A 25,291-nucleotide genomic window follows, 5' to 3' on the forward strand; every position below is an offset into this window, starting at 1 on the left:
GTGCAACGGGCACCCGATGACACCCCGCCCGGCGTCGTCCGCGACGACCAGGCTCCGGCTGATCTTCACCTGCTGCCACCCGGCGCTCGCGCAGGAGGCGCAGGTCGCGCTCAGCCTGCACGTGCTCTGCGGGCTGAGCGTCGCCGAGGTCGCCCGGGCGCTCCTCGTCTCGGAGGCGACGATGGCCAAGCGCCTCACCCGGGCGCGGCGCAAGATCGCCGACGCCGGCATTCGCTACCGGGTTCCTGACGCGGAGGAGCTGCCCGGCCGGCTGGGCGCCGTCGCGACGACTGTGTTCCTGCTGTTCACCGAGGGGTACGCGTCCCGGTCGGCGGATGCCCCGCCTCCCGTGTCCGCGTCGGTTTCGCCCGCGCCGGTTTCGGTATCGCCAGCGACGCTTGAGCTTCCGGCGCCGGAGGCGCCACCGATCTCGCCCGCGCCGCCCGGCTCGGCCCCGCCGCCCGTACAGACAGGGCCGCCCGGCGCATCCGTTGCCGAGGAGGCGATCCGGCTGGGGCGGCTGCTCGTCGAGCCTGATGCCGGGTGAGCCCGTGCTCGAGGGACTGCTCGCGACGATGCTGCTCCAGCACTCCCGGCTGCGTGCCCGGTTCGATGACGCGGGCGACATCGTCCTCCTCGCCGACCAGGACCGCGGCCTCTGGGACCGGGGCCTCGCCGCGGAGGGCATCGAGCTCGCCGCGTCCGCGATCCGCGGCAGCAGCATCCGCCCGGAGAGGTTCGCGGTCACGGCCGCGATCGCCGCCTGCCACGCCCTCGCAGCGGATGCCGCGGCCACCGACTGGGACGCTGTCCTCGCCTGGTACGACGTGCTGCTCCACCTCGACCCGAGCCCGGTCGTACGGCTGAACCGGGCGGCCGCCCTCGCCGAGAGCGGCGACCCGGACGCTGCGCTCGCCGCCGTCGACCGGATCGACGGTCTCGGCGACTACTTCTGGTTCCACGCGACCCGAGCGGAACTGCTCCGCCGGCTGGGGCGTCATCCGGAGGCCGGCGCTGCTGCCCTCGTGGCACGCGAGCTCACCGGATCCGCGGCCCAGGCTCCGGCTGCTGGACCGTCGGCATCCGCTGTAGCCGAGCACTGGCAGGGTACGGTCGTGCCATGAACGGAAAACCGTCCGAAAACAGTGTTCAGGATCGTTACCGGGTGCTCGTCGGAAACGGCGGATCCACCGGCCGGCTTGAGACGTTCAGCGACGGGGTGTTCGCGATCGCGATCACCCTGCTCATCCTCGATATCGGCGTGCCGGATGTGCCGCGCGCTCAGCTCGCCGAGGCGCTCGCCGAGCTTGCGCCGAAGTATTTCGCCTATGTGCTGAGCTTTGCCGTGATCGCGATCAGCTGGATCGGCCACCACCGCCGGTTTGAGTTGATCGGCGGGCGCAGCCAGGGATTCGTGCGCGTCAACCTGCTGCTGCTCCTTCTGATCGCGTTCGTGCCGTTCCCCACCGCGGTGCTGAGCGAGTACGGGTCGCAGACCGAGGCCGTCGTGCTCTACGCGGCCACCGTGTCGGCAATCAGCGGCGTGAACGGCCTGCTCTGGGTCGTGGCCCGGCGAGCGGGAATCCTTGTGCCCGAGGTCGACCGTGGGGTGTACCGCTACGTGCGGCGCAACATCCTCGTGACCTGCGTGGTGTTCGCGGTGTCGATCGGGATCGCCCTGCTCGGCCAGCCGTTGCTCGCGATGTACAGCTGGATCCTGAACTGGCCGGCCTCGGTCATCGCCGAGCGTTCCACTCGGCTGCGCTCGGGCGACCTCGAGCCGGCGAACGCGGTGCCGCGCATCCGGACACCTGGCCGGTCGCCCGAGGGGCCCTGACCCGGCGGCCACCTCCTGCACGAGCGGATGCACCGTGCCACGATGGAGGAATGACCTACCTTCCGGCTGACACCAGATATGAGTCCATGCCCTACCGCCGCACCGGGAAGAGCGGCCTCAAACTCCCGGCCGTATCGCTCGGGCTGTGGCAGAACTTCGGCGGGGTCACCCCGCTCGAGACGCAGCGCGCGATCCTGCGCCGCGCCTTCGACCTCGGCGTGACGCACTTCGACCTCGCCAACAACTACGGCCCGCCGTACGGCAGCGCCGAGAGCAACTTCGGGATCCACCTCAAGCAGGACTTCCGTCCGCACCGCGACGAGCTCGTCATTTCGACCAAGGCCGGCTACGATATGTGGGCGGGCCCCTATGGGGAGTGGGGCTCCCGCAAGTCGCTGCTCGCAAGCCTCGACCAGTCCCTCGGACGGATGGGCCTCGACTACGTCGACGTGTTCTACTCGCACCGCGCGGACCCGGACACCCCGCTCGAGGAGACCATGGGCGCGCTGCACACCGCCGTCACGAGCGGCCGCGCCCTCTACGCCGGCATCTCCTCCTACTCGCCCGAGCGCACCCGGCAGGCAGCGGCGATCCTCGCCGACCTCGGCACGCCGCTGCTGATCCACCAGCCCTCGTACTCGATGTTCAACCGCTGGGTCGAGGACGACCTGCTGACCACCCACGAGGACCTCGGCGTCGGCTGCATCGCCTTCTCTCCGCTCGCCCAGGGGTTGCTCACCGACCGGTACCTGCACGGGGTGCCCGCGGACTCGCGGGCGGCGCGCGCCGGGTCGATGAAAAGCGACATGGTCAGCGACGAGACGCTCACTCATATCCGCGCCCTGACCGACATCGCCGAGGCACGCGGGCAGTCGCTCGCGCAGCTCGCCCTCGCCTGGGTGCTGCGGCGCCCCGAGGTGACGTCGGCGCTGATCGGGGCGTCCTCGGTCGCGCAGGCTCGAGGCCAACGTCGCCGCTGTCGAGAACCTGGCCTTCACAACAGCGGAGCTCAACGCGATCGACGCTCACGCCGTCGACGCCGGAATCAACCTGTGGGAGGCATCCGCCGCCGTCTGAGGGCCCGTGCGCCGAACCAATTCGACGGAGATTTTGGGTTTTGAGGCCCGAAAACGGCCTCCCACGTACTCTTTTGGCAAAAAGTCCGTCGAATTGGTTAGGGCGGACCCGGGGCTGGTCAGCGCGAGACGGTGCGACGGCGCGAGATGGGGCGAGCGGATGCGGGCGCGCGGCCGGGCCGGGCCCCGCGCGCACCGCGGGGTGCGGGTTACGCGGTTGCGAGCATCCGCTCGATCGCGGAGGTGAAGAACGTGAGCCCGTCGGTGCCGCTGCGCATCGCGGACGCGGTGTCGGGGCCGAAGCCGGCCTCGACCGCGTGTTCGGGGTGCGGCATCAGACCGACGACGTTGCCGCGGGCGTTGCTGATGCCGGCGATGTCGTTGAGGGAGCCGTTCGGGTTCAGTCCGACATAGCGCACGACGACCCGGCCTTCGCCCTCGAGCTCGGCGAGGGTCTCGGCGGAGGCGATGAAGCCGCCCTCGCCGTTCTTGAGCGGGATGGTGATTTCCTGGCCGGCGGTGAAGCCGCTCGTCCAGACGGTGTCGGTGTTCTCGACGCGCAGCTGCTGGTCGCGGCAGATGAAGGAGCCGTGGTCGTTGCGAATGAGCCCGCCCTCGAGCAGGTGCGCCTCGGTGAGCATCTGGAAGCCGTTGCAGATGCCGAGCACCGGCATGCCGCTGTTCGCTGCGTCGATGACCTCGGCCATGATCGGCGAGAGGCTCGCGATCGCGCCCGCGCGCAGGTAGTCGCCGTAGCTGAAGCCGCCGGGCAGCACGATCGCGTCGACGCCGCGCAGGTCGTGCTCGCCGTGCCAGAGTGCGACGGGTTCCGCGCCGGCGATCCGGATCGCGCGCTGCGCGTCACGGTCGTCGAGCGAACCGGGGAAGGTGACGACGCCGATGCGCATCAGGCGGATGCCCCGACCGTGCTGTCTGCGCCGACGACGTGGATGCCGACGACGTCTTCGATCACGGCGTTGGAGAGCACGGAGTCGGCGAGCTCGCGCACTTCGGCGAGCACGGCCTCGTCGACGGGCCCGTCGATGGTGAGCTCAAAACGCTTGCCGAGGCGAACGCTCGTGAAGCGGCTCTTGCCGAGGCGGCCGAGGACGCCGGCGACGGCTTTTCCCTGCGGGTCGAGCAGCTCGGCCTTGGGCATAACTTCAACGACGATGGTTGGCATGGTTCACTCCGGTGGCGTCGGGGGCGTGGATGCCTCGATTCTACAGTCCGGCCCCCGCGCCTGTTCCCGACGCCTGTCCCCGACGTCGATTCCCGATGTCGCTACCCGAGGCTGGACCCGAAGATCTGGGCTGCGATGAGGGGACGCACGGCCTTCTCGAAGCTCCTGTCGACGAAGTAGCCCTTGAGGCGATCCTTCTTCAGGTCGTTCACGATGGCGGCCATGATCATCGACTGGTCGAGCGAGAGGTACCGGCGGGCCACAGTCCCGCTCTTCGTTGCGACGGCGTCGTAGAAGCCACCGGGACCGTAGGCCTTGAGATTGTTCTTGATGCCGGCCAGGTTCTTCAACGCGGCCGGCCGGTCGTACGCGAGCGCGAGGAACGAGGCGTGCGGCGTCACGACGCCGTCGCCGAAGGTCGGGGTCGGATTGGTCGCCTCACGGCAGCCCGCGTACCCGGCGTCGACGTTGGTGCGTTCCCGGTCGGAGGCGTACCCGTCGCTGCTCATGCCGAGGGCCTCGACACCGTATTCGGAGTATCCGCCGAACGGGTTGCTCGCCGGCGAGAATCCCCAGTACCCGTAGCCGGCCTCCTCGAGGCCGTGTTCCTTCTGGGCGCGCACGGTCGCCGGGTGGTTGATTCCCCACGACCTCGGTCCCCAGGCGGCCTCGGGAACGAAGAGGTCGGGCATCAGGGCCTCGAACATGCTGCCTCCCCAGGCCGGGACGATGGACATGCCGCGATAGGCATACACGCCCTCATAGACGGGAACACCGAGGTACTCCCGAGTCACGCCGGTCGGCTTCTGCTCCTGCCAGGCGTAGTCGCAGCCCTGCTCGGGCATCGTGCGGAGGGTTCCGTAGTAGTCCTTTGCCGGGATCTCGCCCTTGGCGATTCCAAGGTAGGTGGCCATCCGGGCTTCGCTCACGCTCGTGTCGTACCAGTGGCACGTGTAGTAGACCGGTGTCGTGTCTCCGCCGTAATTGCCGGGAACGTTGCACCCGGGAGGGGGCGTCACCCAGAATCCACCACGGTTGAGGCCGACGCCCGGCCGGGCGTTCAGGTCGTGGAAGTAGCCGAAGTCCATGCTGTCGTAGATAGCGTCGGCGGGGCCGGCGAGGCGCGGTTCCGCCCGGGCGACGACCCGGAACGCGGCGGCGAGCCAGGCGTTGTCGACCGTGCTCAGGAAGGGGTCGACCCGGTCGCCGGTGCCGGGCCACTGGGTGAGCTTGTGGCCGTCCCTGGGTGAGTACCAGTTGTAGAACATTCCGCTGGGCGCGTGGCGTTCGAGGCCGGCGAGGGTCGCCAGGGTCGTGCGGAGCCGGGTGTACGCATCCGTGCGACTGATCACACCGAGGTCTCTCGCCGCGATCGTCGACCACAGGTACCCGCCGATGTTCGTGGGGCTGGTGTTGTCGCTCGGCGCAGACAGGTCGCCCTCGAGCGCGTCGGCGGGGAGACCGGTGGTCGTGTCGGTCATGGCGGCGAGGGAGGTCCAGGTGTCCGTGGCATAGCCGAGCAGCACCCGGTCCGCGTCGCGCACATCGCCGCGGGCCTGGCCGGTGCCGGCATCGGCGGCGGCCGGCGCAACGACGAGCGTGCCCGCCAGGAGGGCGGCGCAGAGCGCGGCGAACTTCGTTGTTCGTTTCACAGGAGATTCCTTCGTGTCGTCAATGACAGGTGTGCCGGCGGGGTGCGGGCGACGGATGCCGTCGGCATCCGTTACCCGGGGCGCGGCAACGACCCGAGTGTATGCGCATACAACACCCCCATGCAAGGGTGGTGCCAAGCGTCCCCGACCGGGTCAGCGGCCGGGGACCACCGATCCGGGCACGGGAGCGGCCGCCAGCCCTGCCTGCCCGAGCAGTACCCCGCGGAGCACGTCACGGATCGCCGCGACCCCCTCGAGCGTCTCGACGAAGCTCGTGCTGAGCGGCGACAGCCCGATCCGCAGACCCTCCGGACCACGGAAATCGGGGATGACGTCGTGTTCCCAGAGCGTCGTCGTGACCTGGCGCATCGCCGGGTGGTTGACGGTGACGTGGCCGCCGCGGTGGCGCGGGTCTCGTGGCGACGTGAGGGTCGCACCGAGGGGCGCGAGCCACTCATCGACGAGGGTGATCGCGAATTCGGTGAGTGCGACCGACTTGGCCCGCACCTCCTCGATGCCCGCTTCGCCGATCATCGCGATCGTGTCCTGCATCGCGAGCATGCCGACGATCGGTGGTGTCCCACTCTGAAACCGGCGGATGCCGTCGGCCGGCCGATACCCCGGCCCCATCGTGAACACGTCCTTCGTGCCCATCCAGCCCTGGATCGGCTGGGTGAGCACGTCCTGGAGGTCGCGACGCACGTAGCCGAAGGCGGGAGCCCCCGGCCCGCCGTTGAGGTACTTGTACGAGCAGCCGACGGCGAGGTCGACGTCGCAAAGGTCCAGCTCGACGGGAACGGAGCCGACGGAGTGGCTGAGGTCCCAGAGTACGAGGGCGCCGACCGAATGCGCCACCGCGGTGATCCGGCGCATGTCGGCGAGGTACCCGGAGCGGTAGGCGACGTGGCTGAGCAGCACGAGCGCCGTCTGCGGGCCGATCGCCGCGCGCACCTGGTCGAGTGAGACCCCGCCGGCGGGATTCGAGTGGATCCAGTGCAGGGTCAGGCCGCGCTCGGCGGCGATGCCCTCGAGCAGGTACCGGTCGGTGGGGAAGTTGTCGGTGTCGAGTACGATCTCGGTGCGCGCCGGTTCGGAGCCGACCCTGCGGTAGTCCACCGCGGCCCGGGCGAGCTTATAGAGCAGTACGGTCGTCGAGTCGCCGATGAAGACCTGGCCAGGCGCCGCGCCGAGCGCAACCCGCCCGAGTTCGTCGCCGATCCGGAACGGAAGGTCCATCCACTCCTCGTCCCAGCCGCGGATCAGCCGGGTTCCCCAGTTGTGGGTCAGGAACTCGGTGATCCGCCCGACACTCGCGAGGGTCGGCCGACCGAGCGAATTGCCGTCGAGGTAGACGAAGGGATCGGCCGCGCTGCCCGCCGCACCGCCTGCCTCAGTGCCCACGAACTGCCGACGGTAGTGGGCCAGCCCGTCGATGCGGTCCATTCGGCGGGCGAAGACGAGGTGGGCATCCGTGCCCTCGCCGGCGGTGCGGCTCGGATCGGGGGAGGCGTCATCGGGATTCCTCGGTTCTCAGGGATGCTGCGGGCCGTCGACCGGCGCGACGCGGTTCTCCGGCGAGATGCACGGGTCCGCATGAGAGACCCGGTTCTCCGGCGAGATTCTATCCCGGACGAGGGATTCCGGGCGCAGGCACAGGCGACGTGGAGGATTCCCTCCGACTCGTCATAGCTGGGGGACTTACAATCGTCTCCATGACTTCGTCCGAACCGACCCCGCAGGACGGCGCACAACCGCGTCGGCGCGACGCCCGGCAGAACCGAGAGCGCCTGATCGTCGAGGCGCGGACGCTCATCGCGCAGAACGGGGTCGACGCCTCACTCGAGGAGATCGCCCGCCGCGCAGACGTCGGCGTGGCCACGCTCTACCGAAACTTCCCGACCAGGGACGACCTCGTGCGCGCGCTCTACGACATCGCGCTCGCCGAACTCGCGACCGTCCGCGATGAGATCGCCGCGGCTCCTACGGCCTGGGCCGGCATCGAGCTCTACATGGAGCGCGTCGCCGAGTGGCTTGTCGCCGATCCGGCGCTCCCGCACATTCTCAAGCGCATGGAGGTCATCGACCCCGGCAGCGGCAAGGGCACGGAGTTCCAGGCCGTGATCGCCGGCCTCGTCGCCCGCGCCAAGAAGGACGGTGCACTCCGGGCGGATGTCGACGCGGTCGATCTCGCGGTGCTGGTCACCATGGTCGGCTCTCTCGGCACGCACGGCGGCGGCCACACCGGCCAATGGCGCAGGCAGCTCGCGATCGTGCTCGACGGACTGCGGCTGCCGGCAACGGACCGGCCCCGGCTGCCCGGTCGCCCGCTTGCCGCCCGCGAGTTCCAGGCAGCGGTTCACGGGGTCACCCGGCGCGCCAAGCGAGCCGCATCCGGCCGCGCCGCGGGATCCGGGGCCTGAGTGAAGGCCGCGACCGTCTACGACGTGGCCGCCCACGCGGGTGTGTCCATCGCAACGGTCTCGAGGGTGCTGCGCCGCCCCGACGATGTACGCGCATCCACCCGGCAGCGGGTGCTCGCGTCGGTGCTCGCACTCGGGTACGTGCCGAGCGCAAGCGCGCGCGGGCTCGCGGCTCGCCGCACCGGCGTCCTCGGCCTCTACTTCTCGAGCGTCGACGACGAGGACGAGCAGTCCGAGGCGATCTTCGTGCAGGACACCTCCGTCGAGATCGTGGTCGACGTGCCGGACAGCCGTGAGGTGCGCCCGCCGAACCTGTACTTCGACGAGGTGCTGCGGGGCAGCGAGCGGGAAGCCTGGCGGCACGGGTTCGCCCTCATGGTCGGCGTCGGGCGTGACGCGAACCCGGCGGACATGGTCAACGACATCGCCGGTCGGGTGGACGGCATGGCCGTGCTGGCCGGGAGTGTCCCCGACGACATCCTCGACCACGTGTCCCGGCGCATCCCGGTGGTGTTGATCGCCGGCCCGCGGCGGGGCGACCATCACGACCACGTGAGCGTGAGCAACCTCGAGGGCATGCGCGCCCTGACGACGCACCTGCTCTCCCGGCACGGGCTGACCGACCTCGTCTACGTCGGTGGGCCGGCCGACTCGCCGGACGACGCGGAGCGGTACCAGGGTTTCGTCGAGGCCGTCGAGGCCGCGGGTCTCGACCCCGCTGCGCTGCCGGTGCTGCGCGGCGAGTTCTCGCGGGTCCGCGCCCGCGGCGTCGCCGAGACGATGCTCGCGACCGGGCGCGTGCCGCGGGCGCTCGTGTGCGGCAACGACCAGATGGCGCTCGGAATGCTCGACGTACTGATCCCCGCAGGGGTGAGGGTTCCCGAGGACGTGATCGTCACCGGCTTCGACGGGATCGAGGCCGGACGGCTCTCCCGGCCACGGCTCACGACGGTGCACCAGCCCATGGTCGAGCTGGGCCGCGCCGCGATGCGCGCCATGCTCAGCCGGATCGAACACCCCGACCAGCCGCCCATCACCGCGCGTCTTCCCGTCAAAGTGCTGCTGCGCGAAAGCTCGGAAGGCCCCGCCCACCCCAGCCCCGCCCGTCCCTGATCCGGGCTCCCGGCGGGCCGAGCCTTCGAAACTCGTGCTTGCGCTCCAGAATGTAAGCGCATACAGTTGGGGAAACAGCCGAGGCCCCCGAATAGCCGGAACACGATTCCGGGCCGGTGGCTTCGCGAGTCAACGTCGACACAAGGGATCCAAGAGCAATGAAGCAATTGAGAAGGCGCATCGGACGCACGGCCCTGGCCGTCGTTGGTGTGGCCGCACTGCTGGCCACGAGCGCGTGCAGCATGAACGTCAACAAACAGTCCGCCGCCCCGAGCGACGGCTCCCTGCTGGTCGCGGCCGACAACGGTTCGCCCACCTTCGAGAAGAACTTCAACCCGTTCTCCACCAGCAAGCGCGTCGCCACCACCTACATGTACGAGCCGCTCGAGGTGACCAACACCCTCGACGGCACGGCCACACCGTTCCTCGCAACCGGGGTCACCCTGCCCGATGCGAAGACCGTCGTCTACGACATCCGCACCGGCGTGAAGTGGTCGGACGGCGAGGCCTTCACCCCCGCCGACGTGCTCTACACCTTCAACCTCGTCAAGGCGACGCCGGCTCTCGACACCTGGGGGGTCTGGCAGCACATCCAGAGCCTCGAGGTCGTCGGCGACACCGTCGTCTTCCATCTCCTCGCCGACGACGTTCCCGCCGCCGGGATCATCGACCAGCAGCTCATCGTTCCCGAGCACATCTGGAAGGACGTGGCCGACCCGGTCACCTGGAAGAACGAGACCCCGGTCGCGACCGGTCCGTTCGTGCTCGACACCTTCACAGCCAACCAGTACACGCTCACGAAGAACGCGGGCTACTGGCAGGCAGACAAGGTCGCCGTCGACAAGCTCGTGCTGCCGGCGGCGAACAGCCAGCTCGACGTCGTGAAGAACGGCTACGACTGGGCGTACGCCTTCATGACGGATGTCGAGGGCACCTGGGTCGCCGCCGACAAGCAGCACAACAAGTACTGGTTCCCGCCGGGCGGCACCGTCACGCTGTCTCCGAACCTCACCAAGGCTCCGTACAACGACGTGAACTTCCGTCAGGGACTGAGCCTGGCGCTCGACCGTGGCAAGATCGCCAAGGATGCCGAGCAAGGCTACGTGGAGGCGGCCGGCCAGTCCGGGTTGCTCCTGCCGAACCAGGACGCCTGGCTGAACAAGGACCTGCCCGACGGGGGAGCCGTCGCCCAGGATGAGACCGCGGCCCTCGCGGCCTTCGCCAAGGCCGGCTACACCCAGGCCGGCGGCAAGCTCGTCGACTCCGCCGGGACCCAGCTGAGCATCAACATCCTCACCGCCAACGGGTACACCGACTGGCTGCAGGGACTGCAGACCGTGCAGACGCAGGCTCGGCGCCATCGGCATCGACGTGAAGCTCAGCCAGCCGCAGCCGGCCGCGTACACCGAGGCGCTCAGCAAGGGTGACTTCGATATCGCCATGAACAGCTTCGGCGGAACCGGCAGCGTGTTCCAGGACATGAACACCCTGCTCAACAGTCAGTTCGCGACGCCGATCGGCACCGGAACGACCGGCAACTACGGTCGCTTCACTGACCCGAAGGTCGACGCCCTGCTCGCCCAGCTGAAGGGCTCGACCGACGCGGCAGACCAGAAGGCCATTTCGGCGAAGCTGCAGACCGTGATGTACGAGCAGCTGCCCGTGATCAGCATGTTCTACGGCGGTCTCTGGGGCCTCACGAGCGACAAGAACTTCACCAACTGGCCGAGCGCCGACAACGCGTACTCGCCGCCGAACACGTGGAACTCGACGCCGCTGCTCATCCTGACCCACCTGAAGAAGGCGTAACCCGACCGGTGCTGCGGGCCGGTACCCCTGGGGGGACTGGCCCGCAGCACCACCCCCGCCTGCACTCCGATGACGGACTGCCGGCACTCGCGCATTCCGCACCGGAACGCCGGCCAGGACTCGAAAGGAACGACCTGTGCGCTACCTGCTGAGTAAGGTCGGCCTGTTGCTGCTCACCCTGTGGGCTGCAGTCACGCTGAACTTCCTCCTTCCGCGACTGATGCCGGGTTCCCCGGCGGACGCCGCCATCGCGAAACTGGCCCAGAACGGCCCGGTCAGCCCCTCCACCCGGGCCGCCATCGAAGCCCAGCTCGGCGTGCCGACCGGCAGCGCCTGGGACCAGTACCTCCAGTACCTCAACAACGTCGTGCACTTCGACTTCGGCGTCTCGTACACCTTCTTCCCGCAGTCCGTCGCGAGCCTGGTTGGCACGGCGCTGCCGTGGACCCTCGTGCTCGTGGGGTTCGTCACGATCGTCGCCTTCGTCTGCGGCACCCTGCTCGGGGTGCTCGCGGCCTGGAAGCGCGGCACCTGGCTGGACACTCTCCCCACCGTCGGCGGCACCTTCGCGAGCGCGTTCCCGTACTTCTGGACGGCCCTGCTGCTGCTTTTCTTCCTCGGCTACGTGGCCGGCTGGTTCCCCACCTCGGGAGCGTACGGCAGCGCGGCGACACCGGAATTCAGCGGGCCGTTCCTGCTCGACGCGCTCTACCACTCCATCCTGCCCGCGACGACGATCCTGATCACCTCCCTCGGCGGCTGGATCCTCGGTATGCGGAGCACCATGATCAACACCCTCGGGGACGACTACGTGACCTTCGCGGAAGCGAACGGTCTCCGGCCGCGCACCGTGGCCATCCGCTACGCCGCGCGAAACGCCATCCTGCCGAACCTGACCTCGTTCGGGCTCGCGCTCGGCGGCGTCGTCGGCGGGTCCCTGCTCGTCGAGCGGGTGTTCAGCTACCCGGGAGTCGGCTACCTGCTGTACACGGCGGTCGTCAACCAGGACTTCCCGCTCATGCAGGCGCTCTTTCTGATCATCACGATCAGCGTGCTCCTGGCGAACTTCATTGTCGACATCCTGTACGGCATCCTGGACCCGAGGACGAGGCGCTGACCCCATGAGCACATCGACCATGATCGTCAAGATCCCCTCCGGCCACGACGGGCCGGCGAACCCCTTCCGGGTGATCACCCGCGCCGTCGCCACCATCTGGAGCGTGCCCAAGGCACGGATCGGGGTGGCGCTGCTCCTGCTCTTCGTGATCCTCGCCGTGTTCGCCCCGCTGATCGCCCCATACAGCGCGACCGAGAACACCTTCGGCCGCAGCGAAGACATGAGTGCGGACCACTGGCTCGGCACCACCGCGGCCGGCCAGGACGTGCTCTCGCAGATCATCTACGGCGCTCGCGTCTCCGTGTTCGTCGGATTCACCGCGGGGCTGCTCTCCACCATCATCGCGGTGCTGATCGGCCTGAGCTGGGGGTACCTGCGCGGCTTCGCCGCCGAAGTGATCAACTTCGTCGTCAACCTGTTCCTGGTCATCCCCGCCCTGCCGCTCATGATCGTGATCGCCGCCTACCTGCAGAACGGCGGCATCGGCATGATCGTGCTCGTCGTCGTCATCACCGGTTGGGCGTGGGGAGCGCGCGTGCTGCGCTCCCAGACCCAGTCGCTGCGGTCCCGCGACTTCGTCACGGCGGCGGTCTTCAGCGGTGAGAGCCCGGCGCGCATCGTTTTCCGCGAGATCCTGCCGAACATGACCTCGCTCATCGTCGGAAGCTTCTTCGGCGCATCCACCGCGGCGATCCTCGCAGAGGCCGGCCTCGAGTTCCTCGGACTCGGCGACTCCACCACCGTCAGCTGGGGCACCATGCTCTTCTGGGCGCAGAACAGCAACGCGCTCCTCACCGGCCAGTGGGTGCTGCTCTTCGCCCCCGGCCTCTGCATCTCGCTGCTGGCGACCTCGATGAGCCTGATCAACTTCGGCGTCGACGGCCTCAGTAATCCGCGCCTCAGGGAAGGATCGAAAAGATGAGCCTCGTCAGTGTGCAGGGCCTCAGCGTCGTCTACGAACCGAACGGCGCCGAACCGGTCCCGGCCGTGAAGGACGTCTCCTTCGATCTCGAACAGGGCGACTTCGTGGGTCTGGTCGGCGAGTCCGGGTCCGGTAAGTCCACGCTGGGCTTCGCGCTCACCGGCCTCTCCAGGCCCCCGGCCAGGGTCAGCGGCGGCACCATCCTCTTCGACGGGGTGGACATCGCCTCGCTCAGCCCGCGGGACCTCCGGGTGCAGCGGCACGGCGGTTTCGCGATGGTGCTGCAGTCCGGCATGAACGCGCTCAACCCGGTGCGCAGCATCCGCAATCACTTCTACGACATCTTCGCCGCGCACGGCCACGTGTCGAAGGCGAATCGGGCGAAGCGCGCCGCCGAACTCGTCGGCAAGGTCGAGTTGCCGGTGAGCGTGCTCGACCGCTTCTCCGGCGAGCTCAGCGGCGGCATGCGGCAGCGCGTCTCGATCGCGCTCGCCCTCTCGCTCGAGCCCCGCCTGATGGTCTTCGACGAGCCGACGACGGCCCTCGACGTGCTCGTGCAGCACGCCGTCATGGACACCATCCGCGAGCCTGCAGAAGTCCGAGCGCTTCACGGCCGTGCTGATCAGCCACGACCTTGGGATGGTGCTCGAGGTCACCGAACGCGTGATGGTCATGCACGACGGTCTCATCGTCGAGGATGCCCCGGCCGCGCAGATCCTGGCCGCGCCGCAGCATCCGTACACCCGCATGCTGCTCAGCCACTACGGCGACCCGCGTGCGGCCGTCGTCGAGGTGCCCGGGCTCGTCGCGCGCGGCGCGCAACGGGAGACGGATGTATCGATCGCATCCGCCGGCTCCGCCGCATCTGCCGTGCCGGCCGCGTCCACAGCGTCTGCCCCGGAGCCCGGGGTGCGTCGCCGCGAGGGACGCGCCGCCCGCGAGGCCATTGTTGTCAGTGGGGTTTCCAAGCTCTATCCGCGGCCGAACCGGGGGAGCAGCCCGTGCTCGCCGTCGACAACGTGTCGTTCACCCTCGAACCGGGCGCCTCGATGGCCCTCGTCGGGGCCAGCGGCAGCGGCAAGAGCACGATCGCCAAGCTCATCACCGGGGTCGAGCGCCCGACGGGCGGCACGATCACCTTCGGCGACCTGCGGATCGACACGATCAAGCGGCGCCAGGCTCAAGCGGCTGCACACCGAGGTCCAGATGGTGTTCCAGGACCCGTATGCGGCACTCAACCCGCTGCACACCGTCGAGTACACCCTGACCAGGCCGATCCTGAACTACTCGAAGCTCCGCGGCCGGGACGCCCGCGCCCGGGTGCTCGAGCCTGCTCGAGACCGTCGGGCTGACCCCGGTGGAACAGTTCGCGTCGCGGCTGCCGCACCAGCTCTCCGGCGGGCAGCGCCAGCGCGTCGTGATCGCCCGGGCGCTCGCGAGCGACCCGCAGGTGATCATCGCCGACGAGCCCGTCTCGATGCTCGACGTCTCGCTGCGCGCCGGCGTGCTCGCCCTGCTCGACAGCCTGCGCGAAACCTGGGGAGTGAGCATGCTCTACATCACCCACGACCTGTTGAGCGCGCGACTCGTGACCGACCAGATCATGGTGCTCAACCATGGCACCGTCGTGGAGGAAGGCCCGACCGCGACCGTGCTGCAGAACCCGCGGGACGATTACACGATCCGGCTGCTCGACGCGATCCCGCAGCCCGGCACCCGCGGTCCCGCCCTCATCCCGAACGGAACAACTCATGAGTGACCAGACAACCCCGGCCGGTCCGGCCACCCCGTCGCCCGGCCGGCATTCCGACTGGCCCCGCGTCGCCCGGTTCGGCACCCTGCCGATCCCGCTGACGGATGCCGTCACGAACGTGGGCATCGACCTCCCGGTCGGTCGGCTGACCGCCATTCGCTCTCTGCCGGAGGGATCCGTGCGCGGTGTCGTGCTGCTCGTGCCCGGCTTCACCGGGTCGAAGGAGGACTTCGGCGGGTTCCTGCCGCTCCTGGCGGCGCGGGGCTGGGAGGCCTGGTCGTACAGCCAGCGCGGCCAGGCGGACTCCGCCGCCCCCGTCGGAATCGAGAACTACGGTCTCGAGGACTTCGCCGGGGATGCCGTCGCGGTGGCCGCGCTCGTCGGTGGCGGCCGGGAGGTGCACCTGCTCGGCCACAGTTTCGGCGGCGTGGTGGCCAGGGCAGCGGCGATCGCCTCTCCGGGGAGCTTCGCCGACCTCACCCTGCTCTGCTCCGGCCCGCACGGGTGGGCGGGTCGCCTGGACCGGGAGGAGGAGATCCTCCGTTCGCGCGGCTCCGCCGCGTGGTGGAACGAGGACAACCCGCACACCGTCGGCCTGCCCGACGCGGCCCTCACCGCCGACGAGGCGTTCCGCCGGCTGCGCCTGGGGCAGACGAGCGACGAACAACTGCTCGGAGCGGCCGCGATCCTCGCCGACGAGACCGACACCACCGGGGACCTGCTCGCGACCGGGCTCGACGTTCTCGTCGCGCACGGTGCGGACGACCCCGCCTGGCCCCAGGACTGGCAGGCCGCGATGGCCGGGCTGCTCGACGCCCAGTACGCGGTGATCCCGGACGCCGCGCATTCACCCCAGCTCGAGAACCCCGAGGTGACCGCCGACCTGCTCGACGGGTTCTTCGGGCGCGACCCCCGGCATCCGTCACCGGCCCCGCTGGAGTGACCACGCCGGCACCGACACCCGTACTGCCGCCCGGCCCGGCCAGGAACGGCCACTGCTATTTCGATCTTCCGCTTCCAACAAGGAGTTATCGTGCTCAACTTTCCGAACGGCTTCCTCTGGGGCGCCGCAACGGCCGCCCACCAGGTCGAGGGCAACAACGTCAACAACGACTGGTGGGTCAAGGAGCACGCCGCCGACACGCAGATCGTCGAGCCAAGCGGCGATGCCATGGACAGCTACCACCGTTTTCGCGAGGACATGAAGCTGCTCGCCGACGCCGGGCTCACCTCGTACCGCTTCAGCGTCGAGTGGAGCCGAATCGAACCGGCGCCCGGCTGCGTGTCGCACGCCGAGATCGACCACTACCGCCGGATGGTGGACACCGCCCTCTCCTGCGGGCTCAACCCGGTGGTCACCCTGATGCACTTCACGGTGCCGCAGTGGATGTTCGAACGCGGCTTCTGGCGCAATCCGGACGCGCCCGAGCTCTTCGCACGCTTCACCGAGGCGGCCCTGCCGATCGTGTCGGAGGGCGTCGAGTACGTCTGCACGATCAACGAGCCGAACATCGCCGCGATGCTCGCCGGCGGGGAGCAGGCGGCCAATCTGGTCGCGTTCGGCCTGCCCCGCCCCGACCTGCAGGTCGCCGACGCGCTGCTCGCCGCGCACAAGGCTTCGCGGGAGGTGCTCGCGTCGGTGCCCGGCCTCAAGTCGGGCTGGACCGTCGCCACCCAGGCGTTCCAGTCGACGGGTGAGCCCGGCGCTGACGCGAAGTTGCAGGAGTACGGCTATCCGAGCGACGACTGGTACCTCGAGAACGCCGCCGGCGACGATTTTGTCGGCGTCCAGGCGTACACGCGCACATTCATCGGCCCCACCGGGCCCCTCCCGGTGAAGGCGAACGTGGAGAAGACACTCACCGGGTGGGAGTTCTACCCGCCCGCGCTCGAGCTGGGCGTGCGTGCCGCCTGGGAGCTCAGCGGCCACGTGCCGGTCATGGTGACGGAGAACGGCATCGCCACGGCGGACGACTCTCGCCGCATCGCCTACACGGACGGTGCCCTCCGCGGCCTGCACGCGGCGATCGCCGACGGGGTCGAGGTGATCGGGTACCAGCACTGGAGTGCGCTCGACAACTACGAGTGGGCGAGCGGGTTCCGGCCGACCTTCGGCCTCATCGCCGTCGACCGCACGACCTTCGTTCGCACGCCCAAGCCGAGCCTGGCCTGGCTCGGCGGCGTGGCGCGGGCGAACGCGCTGCCCGCCGCCTGACGCCGCCGCCTGACGCTGCCTGATGCCGTCGCCGTCGCCGTCGCAGCCTAGCGCGGGGTCGGCGACGTTCGCCGCCGTCAGGCGGGGATGGCCGTGCGCACCACGATCTGGTTGCCCCAGGGGTCGTCGAAGCCGAGACTCTGCCCGTCGTGCCGGGTCGGGATGCCGAAGTGGGACATCCGCTCGCCGAGCGCGCCGAGGTCGTCGGCGCCGGGCAGGACGATGTCGACCTCGCCGAGCCCGAGGGCCAGACGGCGCCTGCCGGAGCCGGCGCTGTTCCAGGTGTTCATCGCCATGTGATGGTGGTACCCGCCGGCCGAGACGAAGAGCGCGGACGGGCCGAAGTTGGCGGTGGCCTCGAAGCCGAGCCGGTCGACGTAGAAGGCGCGGGCGGTCGGCACGTCGCCGACGGAGAGATGCACGTGACCCACGATCGCGTTACCGGCACCCGGGTCGGACACTCCGGCCTCGGTGAGGTGCTCGCCGATGAAGACGTTGGGGTCTAGGGCGAGCGTGGCCATCTCGACCTGGCCGTGGGCCCAGGCTCCACTCGGTGCGGTCACGGTCCCAGTAGAGCTCGATGCCGTTGCCCTCGGGGTCGGTGAAGTAGAACGCCTGGCTGACGAGGTGATCGGCGCTGCCGGTGAAGGTGCCCGGATGCTTCGTGGCGACCGAGTAGACCGCCGCGGCGAGTTGCGCCTGGGTCTCGAACAGGATCGCGATGTGGAACAGGCCGCTTGAGCGGGGCTCGGGGGCGGCAAGCTCAGGGGCGTGCTGCAGGATCACGATCGGGGTCGTGCCACGCCCCATCACAGCGATGGGGCCGTCCTGGCTGAGCAGGCTGAGCGTGACGGCGTCGCGGTAGTACGCGATCATGCGGTCGAGGTTGCCGACACGCAGGGTGACGGCGCCCATTCCGGTCGCCGCGGGGAGGAGTTCTGATCCGGATCTGGTCACATCTGCCTCAACGGATGCCCCCGCCCCGCTATTCCGGCGCCCGTGAGGCATAACTCCTGCACATTCCGGGATGTGCGCCCGCGGACCCCGGTCGGCGGATCTGTGCGTGGCTAATTCAGGAAATCCGTCCGGCGGTCGGTGGGTCGCCGGCGGTTCGCCGCACTGGTCCGGGCATCGCTCGTAGGCGGCCGGGCGGATCTCCTGAGTTAGCCCCCGCGCGGGCGTGGGAGGGCGCGCGGACGTCGGCAGGGTCGCGCCGGGCGAGGGTCGCGGTCGCGTCAGTCCTGGTGAAGCTGGATCAGGTTGCCGCAGGTGTCGTCGAACAGGACGGAGGTGCCGAAGGCATCCGTGTACGGTTCGCTCGTGAACTGCACGCCGAGCCGGCCGAGCCGCTCGTATTCGGCGCGGACGTCGGGGCTGCCGAAGACGATCGCGGGGAGACCGAGGGCGCGGATGCCCTGGGCGTACTTCGCGGCCACCTTGTTGTCGCTCGGCTCGAGAAGGAGGCCGACGCCGTCCGGGTCCTCCGCGGACTTGACGATGTACAGCTGGTGCTCCGGCATGGCGAGAAGCTTCTCGAATCCGAGGACGGACGTGTAGAAATCGAACGCAGTGGCGGGGTCTTTTACGTGGACGCTGCACATCTTGATTCGCATGCCCGGAGCGTAACATTCGGCGGCGCCGGGCGCCGAGTCCTGTGACCGCGCGCGTCGGTCAGGCGCCTGCGGTTGTCCCGGTGAGCCGGGTGAGCAGTTCCCGGTAGCGGGCGGCGGTGCGCGCGATGATGTCCTCCGGGAGCGCCGGCGGTGTGCCCGTCTGGTCCCAGTGCGCGCTGAGCCAGTCGCGGACGATCTGCTTGTCGAAGCTCGACATCCGCTGCTCGGGGGTCGTGCCGGTCTGCCAGAGGGCGGCATCCCAGTATCGGCTTGAGTCGCTCGTGAGCACCTCGTCGGCGAGGGTGATCTCGCCGGTCGTGCGGTCGGCGCCGAACTCGAACTTGGTGTCGGCGAGGATCACGCCGTTCTGCTCGGCGATGACGGATGCCCGGCTGAAGATCTCGAGGGAGAGGCGGCGCAGTTCCGCGGCGACGTCGGCGCCGACGAGCTCCACTGTGCGCTCGAAGGAGATGTTCTCGTCGTGCTCGCCCATCGGGGCCTTCCACGCGGGGGTGTAGATCGGTTCCGGCAGGCGGTCGCCGTTCTGCAGCCCGGCAGGGAGCGGCAGGCCGCAGACCGTCTGGCTGGTCTGGTATTCCTTCCAGCCGGAGCCGGTGAGGTAACCGCGCACGACGCACTCGATCGGGAACATGTCGAGGGTCGTGCAGAGCATGGCGCGGCCGGCGACGGCAGCGGGGATGCCGGCGGCCTCCTCTGTACCCGCGGTCGCAGCATTCGCCAGCAGGTGGTTGGGAATCCCGGCGAGCTGCCCGAACCACCAGAGGCTGAGCGTGGTGAGCAGCACGCCCTTGCCCGGGATGCCGGGCTCGAGCACGTGGTCGAAGGCGCTGACGCGATCGCTCGCGACCACGAGCACGCGGGAGGCGGCGTCGAGGTCGGGCGTCGCGGCATCCGCCTCCGCTGCCGGATCGGCCGGCACGTACAGGTCGCGCACCTTGCCGGAGTAGGCGTGGCGCCAGCCCGGGAGGTCGAGGGGGGCGGATGCGGTCGGCTGGTCGAGTGCGGTCACGGCCCCATTCTCCCGCACAGCCCGGCCCCCGCGCCAAACGCGCCCCGCCCTGACGAATTCGACGGAGATTTTCGGTTCTGAACCGGTTTATCGGCCTGCTCACGCGTCGGAAACGCAGAAACTCCGTCGAATTGGTTCACACGGGGCGGCCGTGCGGTCGGCAACAGGGCAGGACGTTTCGCGGGGCGACGGGTTCAGGCGACGACGCGGGCGGCGATGTCCGTGCGGAACTGCGCGCCCTCGAGGGTGATCTCGGTGAGGGCGCTGTACACGCGGCTGCGGGCCTCGGCGAAGCCGTCGCCGAGGGCGACGACGCTCAGCACCCGGCCGCCGGTGGAGACGAGTCTTCCGTCGACGAGGGCCGTCGCGGCGTGCGCGATCGTGACGCCGTCGACAGCGGATGCCGCATCGAGGCCCGTGATCGCCCGCCCGGTCACCGGGGTATCGGGGTAGTTCTCGCTCGCCAGCACGACAGTAACGCAGGACGCGTCGGAGAACACCGGTCGGGCCAGCCCGCCGAGCCCGCCGGTGGATGCCGCGAGCAGCAGCCCGGAGAGCGGGGTCACGAGCCGGGGCAGCACGACCTGGGTCTCGGGGTCACCGAAACGCGCGTTGAACTCGATGACGCGGATGCCGGCATCCGTCAGAATGAGGCCGCAATAGAGCAGCCCGATGAAGGGGGTGTCCTCGGCGGCGAGGCGGCGGACGGTCGGCAGGGCGATCGTGTCGAGCACCTCGTCGACGAAGGCCTGTTCGCTGCCGAAGCCGGCGTCGAGCCAGGGCAGCGGCGAGTACGCGCCCATGCCGCCGGTGTTCGGGCCGAGGTCGCCGTCGGCGAGGCGCTTGTAGTCCTGCGCGGGGGAGAGCGGCAGCACGGTGTGGCCGTCGCTCAGGAAGAACAGGGACACCTCCTGGCCGGCGAGGAATTCCTCGATGAGCACGCCGCCGTGCTGCAGCCAGTGCTCGGCGTGGGCGAGGGCGGCGACGCGGTCCTCCGTGACGAGCACGCCCTTGCCCGCGGCGAGGCCGTCGGCCTTGACGACGTACGGCGCCCCGAACTCGTCGAGGGCGCGGGTCGCCTCGGCGAGGGTGCCGGCGCGTTCGGCGCGGCCGGTCGGCACGTCGGCCTCGTCCATGATGCGCTTGGCGAAGGTCTTGCTGCCCTCGAGGGCGGCGGCGGCGCGGCCCGGGCCGAACACCGGGATGCCCTGTGCCCGCAGCGCGTCGGCGACGCCCGCGACGAGGGGAGCCTCCGGGCCGATCACGACGAGGTCGACGCCGTGCTCGATCGCGTACTCGGTGACGGCGCCGGGCACGTTCGGGTCGAGCGCGACCACGGGCACCGCTGCGGCGATGCCGGCGTTGCCGGGCGCGGCTACGACCTCGTGGCGCGGCTCCTCGCGGAGCAGGGCGGTGATGATGGCGTGCTCGCGGGCACCGGAACCGAGGACCAGAATTCTCACCGGTTCAGGCTACCGGATGCCGGTCACACCCCGGCCTCGCACGCCGGCTCCCTCGGCGCACCTGTGGCCGGTGCGGACAGCTGTTGCCGGTGTGCGAGCCGCAATTGTCCGCATCGGTAACAGGTGCACCCAACCCCGAGTCGCGTGACCCGTTCCGCCGGGGGGGTAACTCAGGAAGAACTGGCGCGCGCCTGAGACCTGCGCCCGAAAATACGCGGCGGAGCAGACCACGGGCGGCGGATCTCCTGAGTTCGCCACCACCGGGCAGGCGCAGGGGGCGAGGAGCCGCACCGGCGCGTGGCGAATCCGGGCCGGTCGGCGCCGGGAACCCGGCAGAATGGGGGAATGGCAAACGCGAGGATCGATGACGGGGTGGGCCGGGCCGCGGTGCGCGGCTACGCTGCGGATGCTGCGGGCGCGAGCCGGGACATCCGCGCGCTCGCCGTGCGCTACACCCTGCAGCTGCTTTCCGAGGAGGCCAACGGCAACACCCTCGAGGTGCGCGTGCCGCCGTTCGGCGCCGTGCAGTGCATCGCCGGCCCCCGGCACACCCGCGGCACCCCGCCCAACGTCGTCGAAACGGATGCCGCGACCTGGCTCGCCCTCGCGACCGGCGAGCTCGCGTGGTCAGACGGTCTCGCGAGCGGGCGCATCCACGCGAGCGGGCAGCGCGCCGACCTCTCCGCGCACCTGCCGCTGCCCCTCACGCTCGCGCCCTGAGTCTCCCCACGCTTCCCCGCTTCCGTGGGTTCAGGCGAGGATCGCGGCGACCTCGGCGCGAGTCGGCATCGAAGCCGTCGCGCCGGCCCGGGTGACCGAAACGGATGCTGCAACCGTCGCCCAGCGAATGGCGTCGATCATCGCGTCCTCCGAAATCTCAGGGCGGGCACGCGCGGTGTCCGGTCGCGCGTCATCCGTGACGGCCGCATCCGAAGCGCCTCCAGCAGCGTTGGCATCCGCAGCATCCGCAGCATCTGCGGCGCCTGACGTACCCGCCGTACCCGCGGCACCCTCGGCAAGCCGCGCGACGAGCGCGCCGACGAACGTGTCGCCGGCACCCGTGGTGTCCACGGGGCGCACCGGCCGGGCGGGCGCGAGCCCGAGCGCGACGCCGCCCCTGGCGACGACGCAACCCTCATCGCCGAGCGTGACGATCGCCCAACCCCGGCGTGCGCTGAGGGACTCTGCCGCGCGTGCGGCATCCGTTTCACCCGTGAACTCCTCGGCCTCGAGGCGGTTGGCCACGACGAGGTCGACGCCGGCGAGGAACGCCGCGGGCAGCGGCACGACCGGAGCGGGGGTGAAAACCGTGAACGTCCCAGACGCCCGCGCGACCGCGAGCCCCTCGATGAGCGTCGACACGGGAAGCTCACACTGCAGCACGAGGAAGTCCGCCGCCGCGATCGCGGCGCGCTGCCCTTCGTCGAGCGACGTCACGGCGGCGTTCGCGCCCGAGACGACGACGATCGAGTTCTCGCCGGAGTCGAGCACGGTGATGTGCGCGGTGCCGGTCGGCCCGTCGACAGTGTCGAGACCATCCACGCGGATGCCTTCGCTCACGAGCAGTGCCCGGAGTTCCGTCCCGTAGGCATCGCGTCCGACCGCCCCGAGGAAATCGACCGTACCGCCCTGCCTGGCTGCGGCAACCGCCTGGTTGAGTCCCTTGCCACCGGGCACGAGGGCGAAGTCGTGGCCGAAGATCGTCTCGCCGGGGCGGGGGAGTCGCGGCTGGCGCACGACGAGGTCCATGTTCGCGCTTCCGAGCACCGCAATCCTGTTCACCCGTCCAGTGTCGCACCCGCGCCGGTTTCGGCACGCCGCGCCCTCGTCTGCTCGCACCCGCGCCGGTTTCCGCGGGCCGCGCCCGAAACGGCGGCCGCGGCCTGCCGAAACCGGCGCGGCGGCGACCGCACTCCCGTGTTCTCCCGGCGCACTCCCCGGGCGCGCGTGCGAGAATATCCCCATGAGCGCAACCGAGCAGCCAGGGAACGACATCGCCCCCGTGCAGCCCGCCCCGGGCACCGCGGTCCCCGAGATCCTCGTCGGCCAGGCAGCGGCCACCGTGCGGCGCTCCCCGCGCTACCTCAACTTCATGATCGTCGGTGCCGTCCTCGGGGCGGTCACCGCACTCATCCTCACCGTCGGCTTCCCCCAGACGGCCGAATTCGGGCTCCTCCAGGTCTTCGGATTCCTCCTCCTCGTCGGAGTGGTCGTCGGCCTTGCCCTCGGCGCCCTGGTGGCGATCCTGATCGACCGATTCACCGGTCGCTCGGTCCAGACGGTCGTCGTCGATAGACTGGGCGTCTACGGCGCGAGCGTTGAGAACGCTCCTGCCGAGGCAGACGACCCCCCAACATCCAGCGCTAATACGCTGTAACGATAGTTAAGAGGCATCGATTTGGCTGGTGGCGACGGACTTCTCGGTCACGATCTCTTGCAGGGCGAGAAGGGGCCACAGGATGCCTGTGGTGTCTTCGGCGTCTGGGCTCCCGGCGAAGAGGTGGCCAAGCTCAGCTACTTCGGGCTGTACGCACTCCAGCACCGCGGCCAGGAATCGGCCGGAATCGCGACGAGCGACGGCACCAAGATCCTGATCTACAAGGACATGGGCCTGGTCTCGCAGGTCTTCAACGAGGCCGCCCTGAGCACCCTCCTCGGCCACATCGCCGTCGGGCACACCCGCTATTCGACCACGGGATCCTCGAGCTGGCAGAACGCCCAGCCGACCCTCGGCCGTACCTCGAGCGGCACCGTCGCCCTCGGCCACAACGGCAACCTGACCAACACGGCCGAGTTGCTCCAGCTCGTCCACGAGCGCTACCCGAAGGTCGAGGGTGAACTCGCCCGCGGCAACACCACCGACACCGCCGTGATCACGGCGCTCTTCACCGGGGACCTCGACCACACCCTCGAGGCCACGGCCCTCGAGGTGCTGCCCCGGCTGCGCGGCGCCTACTGCCTCGTCTTCATGGACGAGACCACCCTCTACGCCGCGCGCGACCCGCAGGGCGTGCGCCCGCTCGTCCTCGGCCGGCTCGAGCGCGGCTGGGTCGTCGCCTCCGAGACCGCGGCCCTCGACATCGTCGGGGCGAGCTTCGTGCGCGAAGTCGAACCCGGGGAGCTCGTCACGATCGACGAGAACGGTCTCCGCTCGCAGCGGTTCGCCGAGTCCAAGCCCGCCGGCTGCGTCTTCGAATACGTCTACCTCGCCCGGCCAGACACCACGATCGCCGGTCGCGGCGTGCACGAGGCGAGGGTCGAAATGGGCCGCCGGCTCGCCGCAGAGCACCCGGTCGAGGCCGACCTCGTCATCCCGACCCCCGAGTCGGGTACCCCCGCCGCGATCGGCTATGCGGCGGCTTCCGGGATCCCGTTCGGCCAGGGCCTCGTCAAGAACTCCTATGTCGGCCGCACCTTCATCCAGCCGTCGGAGACCATCCGCCAGCGCGGCATCAAGCTCAAGCTCAACCCGCTGAAGGCCGTGATCAAGGGCAAGCGCCTCATCGTCGTCGACGACTCGATCGTGCGCGGCAACACCCAGCGCGCCCTGGTCAGCATGCTCCGCGAGGCCGGCGCCGCCGAGGTGCACGTGCGCATCTCGAGCCCGCCGATCACCTGGCCCTGCTTCTACGGCATCGACTTCGCCTCCCGGGCCGAACTCATCGCGACCGGCCTCGGCGTCGACGAGGTGCGTCAGGCCATCGGCGCCGACTCCCTCGGCTACCTCTCCCCGGAGGGCATGATCGCCGCGACCGAGCAGCCGCGCGAACGCCTCTGCACGGCCTGCTTCACGGGCGTGTACCCGATCCCGCTCCCCGACTCCCTGCACCTCGGCAAGAACCTGCTCGAGCGCACCGCCCCGGCCGGATCGACCGATTCGACCCGGTCGACGGCGTCCACCGGGTCCCCGGTCGTCGCGAGCGCGGCATCCGTTGCCGCAGCAGAGGCCAACCGCACATCAGACGGATGCGACCCGGGCCCCGACGCCGAGTACGAACCGCTCCTCGACCCGGCTTCGATGCGGGCGAGCACGCGAACCCCGTGCGCGGCACCCAGGGACAGTTCATGATCGGCGATCCAGGAAGACA

24 protein-coding genes and 2 pseudogenes are annotated in these 25,291 nt (G+C 69.9%); 17 read left to right on the forward strand and 9 right to left on the reverse strand.

The features are described from left to right. Positions 1 to 16 precede the first annotated feature (16 nt). The 4 genes and pseudogenes from KIV56_RS12735 (at position 17) to mgrA (ending at position 2,914) form a co-directional block, all read left to right on the forward strand. A complete protein-coding gene (locus KIV56_RS12735; RefSeq protein ID WP_281533728.1) occupies positions 17 to 547 on the forward strand; it encodes a sigma factor-like helix-turn-helix DNA-binding protein in 531 nt (176 codons plus the stop codon). Beyond that, positions 537 to 1,124 carry a DUF6596 domain-containing protein gene (locus KIV56_RS12740; protein WP_281533729.1) on the forward strand — a complete coding sequence of 196 codons (588 nt, stop codon included), beginning with the start codon at positions 537 to 539 and terminating at the stop codon, positions 1,122 to 1,124. The genes KIV56_RS12735 and KIV56_RS12740 overlap by 11 nt, the downstream gene beginning before the upstream one ends. After that, positions 1,121 to 1,837, forward strand: coding sequence for a TMEM175 family protein (locus KIV56_RS12745; RefSeq protein WP_281533730.1), 717 nt, complete (start codon positions 1,121 to 1,123; stop codon positions 1,835 to 1,837). The genes KIV56_RS12740 and KIV56_RS12745 overlap by 4 nt, the downstream gene beginning before the upstream one ends. A 50-nt stretch (positions 1,838 to 1,887) precedes the next feature. Further along, positions 1,888 to 2,914 (forward strand): annotated as a pseudogene (gene mgrA / locus KIV56_RS12750) (L-glyceraldehyde 3-phosphate reductase). A gap of 208 nt (positions 2,915 to 3,122) precedes the next feature. Here mgrA and purQ read toward each other — a convergent pair. From purQ to KIV56_RS12770, 4 genes are all read right to left on the reverse strand, one after another. Continuing rightward, the gene (purQ, locus tag KIV56_RS12755) at positions 3,123 to 3,821 is read right to left on the reverse strand and encodes a phosphoribosylformylglycinamidine synthase subunit PurQ (RefSeq protein WP_281533731.1); all 699 of its coding nucleotides are present in this window, start codon (positions 3,819 to 3,821) and stop codon (positions 3,123 to 3,125) included. Further along, a complete protein-coding gene (gene purS / locus KIV56_RS12760; protein WP_281533732.1) occupies positions 3,821 to 4,096 on the reverse strand; it encodes a phosphoribosylformylglycinamidine synthase subunit PurS in 276 nt (91 codons plus the stop codon). Before purS ends, purQ begins: the two co-directional genes overlap by 1 nt. A 101-nt stretch (positions 4,097 to 4,197) precedes the next feature. Continuing rightward, positions 4,198 to 5,748: a glucoamylase family protein gene (locus tag KIV56_RS12765; RefSeq protein ID WP_281533733.1), complete on the reverse strand. Its 1,551-nt coding sequence runs from the start codon at positions 5,746 to 5,748 to the stop codon at positions 4,198 to 4,200. A gap of 153 nt (positions 5,749 to 5,901) precedes the next feature. Continuing rightward, on the reverse strand, positions 5,902 to 7,191 hold the full coding sequence (locus KIV56_RS12770; RefSeq protein ID WP_281533734.1) for a kynureninase: 1,290 nt from the start codon (positions 7,189 to 7,191) through the stop codon (positions 5,902 to 5,904). Between the two features lie 269 nt (positions 7,192 to 7,460). On the opposite strand from KIV56_RS12770, the gene KIV56_RS12775 reads away from it, so the two are divergent. From KIV56_RS12775 to KIV56_RS12820, 10 genes are all read left to right on the forward strand, one after another. Continuing rightward, positions 7,461 to 8,168, forward strand: a complete 708-nt coding sequence (locus tag KIV56_RS12775) for a TetR/AcrR family transcriptional regulator (RefSeq protein ID WP_281533735.1) — start codon at positions 7,461 to 7,463, stop codon at positions 8,166 to 8,168. Continuing rightward, positions 8,169 to 9,281 carry a LacI family DNA-binding transcriptional regulator gene (locus tag KIV56_RS12780; protein ID WP_281533736.1) on the forward strand — a complete coding sequence of 371 codons (1,113 nt, stop codon included), beginning with the start codon at positions 8,169 to 8,171 and terminating at the stop codon, positions 9,279 to 9,281. It abuts the gene before it with no gap. 158 nt (positions 9,282 to 9,439) lie between these two features. Continuing rightward, positions 9,440 to 10,708 carry an ABC transporter substrate-binding protein gene (locus tag KIV56_RS12785; RefSeq protein WP_281533737.1) on the forward strand — a complete coding sequence of 423 codons (1,269 nt, stop codon included), beginning with the start codon at positions 9,440 to 9,442 and terminating at the stop codon, positions 10,706 to 10,708. Continuing rightward, a complete protein-coding gene (locus KIV56_RS12790) occupies positions 10,653 to 11,090 on the forward strand; it encodes a hypothetical protein (RefSeq protein ID WP_281533738.1) in 438 nt (145 codons plus the stop codon). Before KIV56_RS12785 ends, KIV56_RS12790 begins: the two co-directional genes overlap by 56 nt. Positions 11,091 to 11,226: 136 nt before the next feature. Continuing rightward, entirely contained in the window at positions 11,227 to 12,207 is a 981-nt protein-coding gene (locus tag KIV56_RS12795) for an ABC transporter permease (RefSeq protein ID WP_281533739.1), read from the forward strand. Between the two features lie 4 nt (positions 12,208 to 12,211). Then, positions 12,212 to 13,129: an ABC transporter permease gene (locus KIV56_RS12800; protein ID WP_281533740.1), complete on the forward strand. Its 918-nt coding sequence runs from the start codon at positions 12,212 to 12,214 to the stop codon at positions 13,127 to 13,129. Beyond that, on the forward strand, positions 13,126 to 14,481 hold the full coding sequence (locus KIV56_RS12805) for an ATP-binding cassette domain-containing protein (protein WP_281533741.1): 1,356 nt from the start codon (positions 13,126 to 13,128) through the stop codon (positions 14,479 to 14,481). The genes KIV56_RS12800 and KIV56_RS12805 overlap by 4 nt, the downstream gene beginning before the upstream one ends. A 5-nt stretch (positions 14,482 to 14,486) precedes the next feature. After that, entirely contained in the window at positions 14,487 to 14,888 is a 402-nt protein-coding gene (locus tag KIV56_RS12810; RefSeq protein WP_281533742.1) for an ATP-binding cassette domain-containing protein, read from the forward strand. Then, the gene (locus tag KIV56_RS12815; RefSeq protein WP_281533743.1) at positions 14,881 to 15,825 is read left to right on the forward strand and encodes an alpha/beta fold hydrolase; all 945 of its coding nucleotides are present in this window, start codon (positions 14,881 to 14,883) and stop codon (positions 15,823 to 15,825) included. The genes KIV56_RS12810 and KIV56_RS12815 overlap by 8 nt, the downstream gene beginning before the upstream one ends. Positions 15,826 to 15,915: 90 nt before the next feature. Next, positions 15,916 to 17,097, forward strand: coding sequence for a glycoside hydrolase family 1 protein (locus tag KIV56_RS12820; protein WP_281533744.1), 1,182 nt, complete (start codon positions 15,916 to 15,918; stop codon positions 17,095 to 17,097). A gap of 77 nt (positions 17,098 to 17,174) precedes the next feature. Here the strand turns inward: KIV56_RS12820 and KIV56_RS12825 are convergent. The 4 genes and pseudogenes from KIV56_RS12825 to purD form a co-directional block, all read right to left on the reverse strand. Beyond that, positions 17,175 to 18,012: pseudogene (locus KIV56_RS12825) on the reverse strand (VOC family protein). A gap of 320 nt (positions 18,013 to 18,332) precedes the next feature. Next, the gene (locus KIV56_RS12830; RefSeq protein WP_281533745.1) at positions 18,333 to 18,710 is read right to left on the reverse strand and encodes a VOC family protein; all 378 of its coding nucleotides are present in this window, start codon (positions 18,708 to 18,710) and stop codon (positions 18,333 to 18,335) included. A 58-nt stretch (positions 18,711 to 18,768) separates the two neighbouring features. Then, positions 18,769 to 19,740 (reverse strand): phosphoribosylaminoimidazolesuccinocarboxamide synthase, encoded by a 972-nt coding sequence (locus KIV56_RS12835; protein WP_281533746.1) that lies wholly within the window; start codon positions 19,738 to 19,740, stop codon positions 18,769 to 18,771. A 194-nt stretch (positions 19,741 to 19,934) separates the two neighbouring features. Continuing rightward, the gene (gene purD, locus KIV56_RS12840) at positions 19,935 to 21,203 is read right to left on the reverse strand and encodes a phosphoribosylamine--glycine ligase (RefSeq protein WP_281533747.1); all 1,269 of its coding nucleotides are present in this window, start codon (positions 21,201 to 21,203) and stop codon (positions 19,935 to 19,937) included. A gap of 345 nt (positions 21,204 to 21,548) precedes the next feature. Here purD and KIV56_RS12845 point away from each other — a divergent pair, with 345 nt between their 5' ends. Beyond that, a complete protein-coding gene (locus KIV56_RS12845; protein ID WP_281533748.1) occupies positions 21,549 to 21,923 on the forward strand; it encodes a sterol carrier family protein in 375 nt (124 codons plus the stop codon). Between the two features lie 30 nt (positions 21,924 to 21,953). Here the strand turns inward: KIV56_RS12845 and KIV56_RS12850 are convergent, their stop codons facing one another. After that, the gene (locus KIV56_RS12850) at positions 21,954 to 22,985 is read right to left on the reverse strand and encodes a ribokinase (RefSeq protein ID WP_281533749.1); all 1,032 of its coding nucleotides are present in this window, start codon (positions 22,983 to 22,985) and stop codon (positions 21,954 to 21,956) included. Between the two features lie 181 nt (positions 22,986 to 23,166). Here KIV56_RS12850 and KIV56_RS12855 point away from each other — a divergent pair, with 181 nt between their 5' ends. Both KIV56_RS12855 and purF read left to right on the forward strand, forming a co-directional pair. Next, complete coding sequence (locus tag KIV56_RS12855) at positions 23,167 to 23,580, forward strand: hypothetical protein (RefSeq protein WP_281533750.1); 414 nt, start codon at positions 23,167 to 23,169, stop codon at positions 23,578 to 23,580. 21 nt (positions 23,581 to 23,601) lie between these two features. Continuing rightward, complete coding sequence (purF, locus tag KIV56_RS12860; RefSeq protein ID WP_281533751.1) at positions 23,602 to 25,272, forward strand: amidophosphoribosyltransferase; 1,671 nt, start codon at positions 23,602 to 23,604, stop codon at positions 25,270 to 25,272. Positions 25,273 to 25,291: the final 19 nt, after the last annotated feature.

Origin of the sequence: Cryobacterium breve, assembly GCF_027594785.1 — a bacterium.
In the GTDB taxonomy this organism is placed as follows: Bacteria; Actinomycetota; Actinomycetes; order Actinomycetales; family Microbacteriaceae; genus Cryobacterium; species Cryobacterium breve_A.

Coding starts and splice junctions, on each gene's coding strand:
- KIV56_RS12735 (WP_281533728.1), top strand. CDS start 17: ATGACACCCCGCCCGGCGTCGTCCGCGACGACCAGGCTCCGGCTGATC.
- KIV56_RS12740 (WP_281533729.1), top strand. CDS start 537: ATGCCGGGTGAGCCCGTGCTCGAGGGACTGCTCGCGACGATGCTGCTC.
- KIV56_RS12745 (WP_281533730.1), top strand. CDS start 1,121: ATGAACGGAAAACCGTCCGAAAACAGTGTTCAGGATCGTTACCGGGTG.
- purQ (WP_281533731.1), bottom strand. CDS start 3,821: ATGCGCATCGGCGTCGTCACCTTCCCCGGTTCGCTCGACGACCGTGAC.
- purS (WP_281533732.1), bottom strand. CDS start 4,096: ATGCCAACCATCGTCGTTGAAGTTATGCCCAAGGCCGAGCTGCTCGAC.
- KIV56_RS12770 (WP_281533734.1), bottom strand. CDS start 7,191: ATGGACCGCATCGACGGGCTGGCCCACTACCGTCGGCAGTTCGTGGGC.
- KIV56_RS12775 (WP_281533735.1), top strand. CDS start 7,461: ATGACTTCGTCCGAACCGACCCCGCAGGACGGCGCACAACCGCGTCGG.
- KIV56_RS12785 (WP_281533737.1), top strand. CDS start 9,440: ATGAAGCAATTGAGAAGGCGCATCGGACGCACGGCCCTGGCCGTCGTT.
- KIV56_RS12800 (WP_281533740.1), top strand. CDS start 12,212: ATGAGCACATCGACCATGATCGTCAAGATCCCCTCCGGCCACGACGGG.
- KIV56_RS12805 (WP_281533741.1), top strand. CDS start 13,126: ATGAGCCTCGTCAGTGTGCAGGGCCTCAGCGTCGTCTACGAACCGAAC.
- KIV56_RS12815 (WP_281533743.1), top strand. CDS start 14,881: ATGAGTGACCAGACAACCCCGGCCGGTCCGGCCACCCCGTCGCCCGGC.
- KIV56_RS12830 (WP_281533745.1), bottom strand. CDS start 18,710: ATGCGAATCAAGATGTGCAGCGTCCACGTAAAAGACCCCGCCACTGCG.
- KIV56_RS12845 (WP_281533748.1), top strand. CDS start 21,549: ATGGCAAACGCGAGGATCGATGACGGGGTGGGCCGGGCCGCGGTGCGC.
- KIV56_RS12855 (WP_281533750.1), top strand. CDS start 23,167: ATGAGCGCAACCGAGCAGCCAGGGAACGACATCGCCCCCGTGCAGCCC.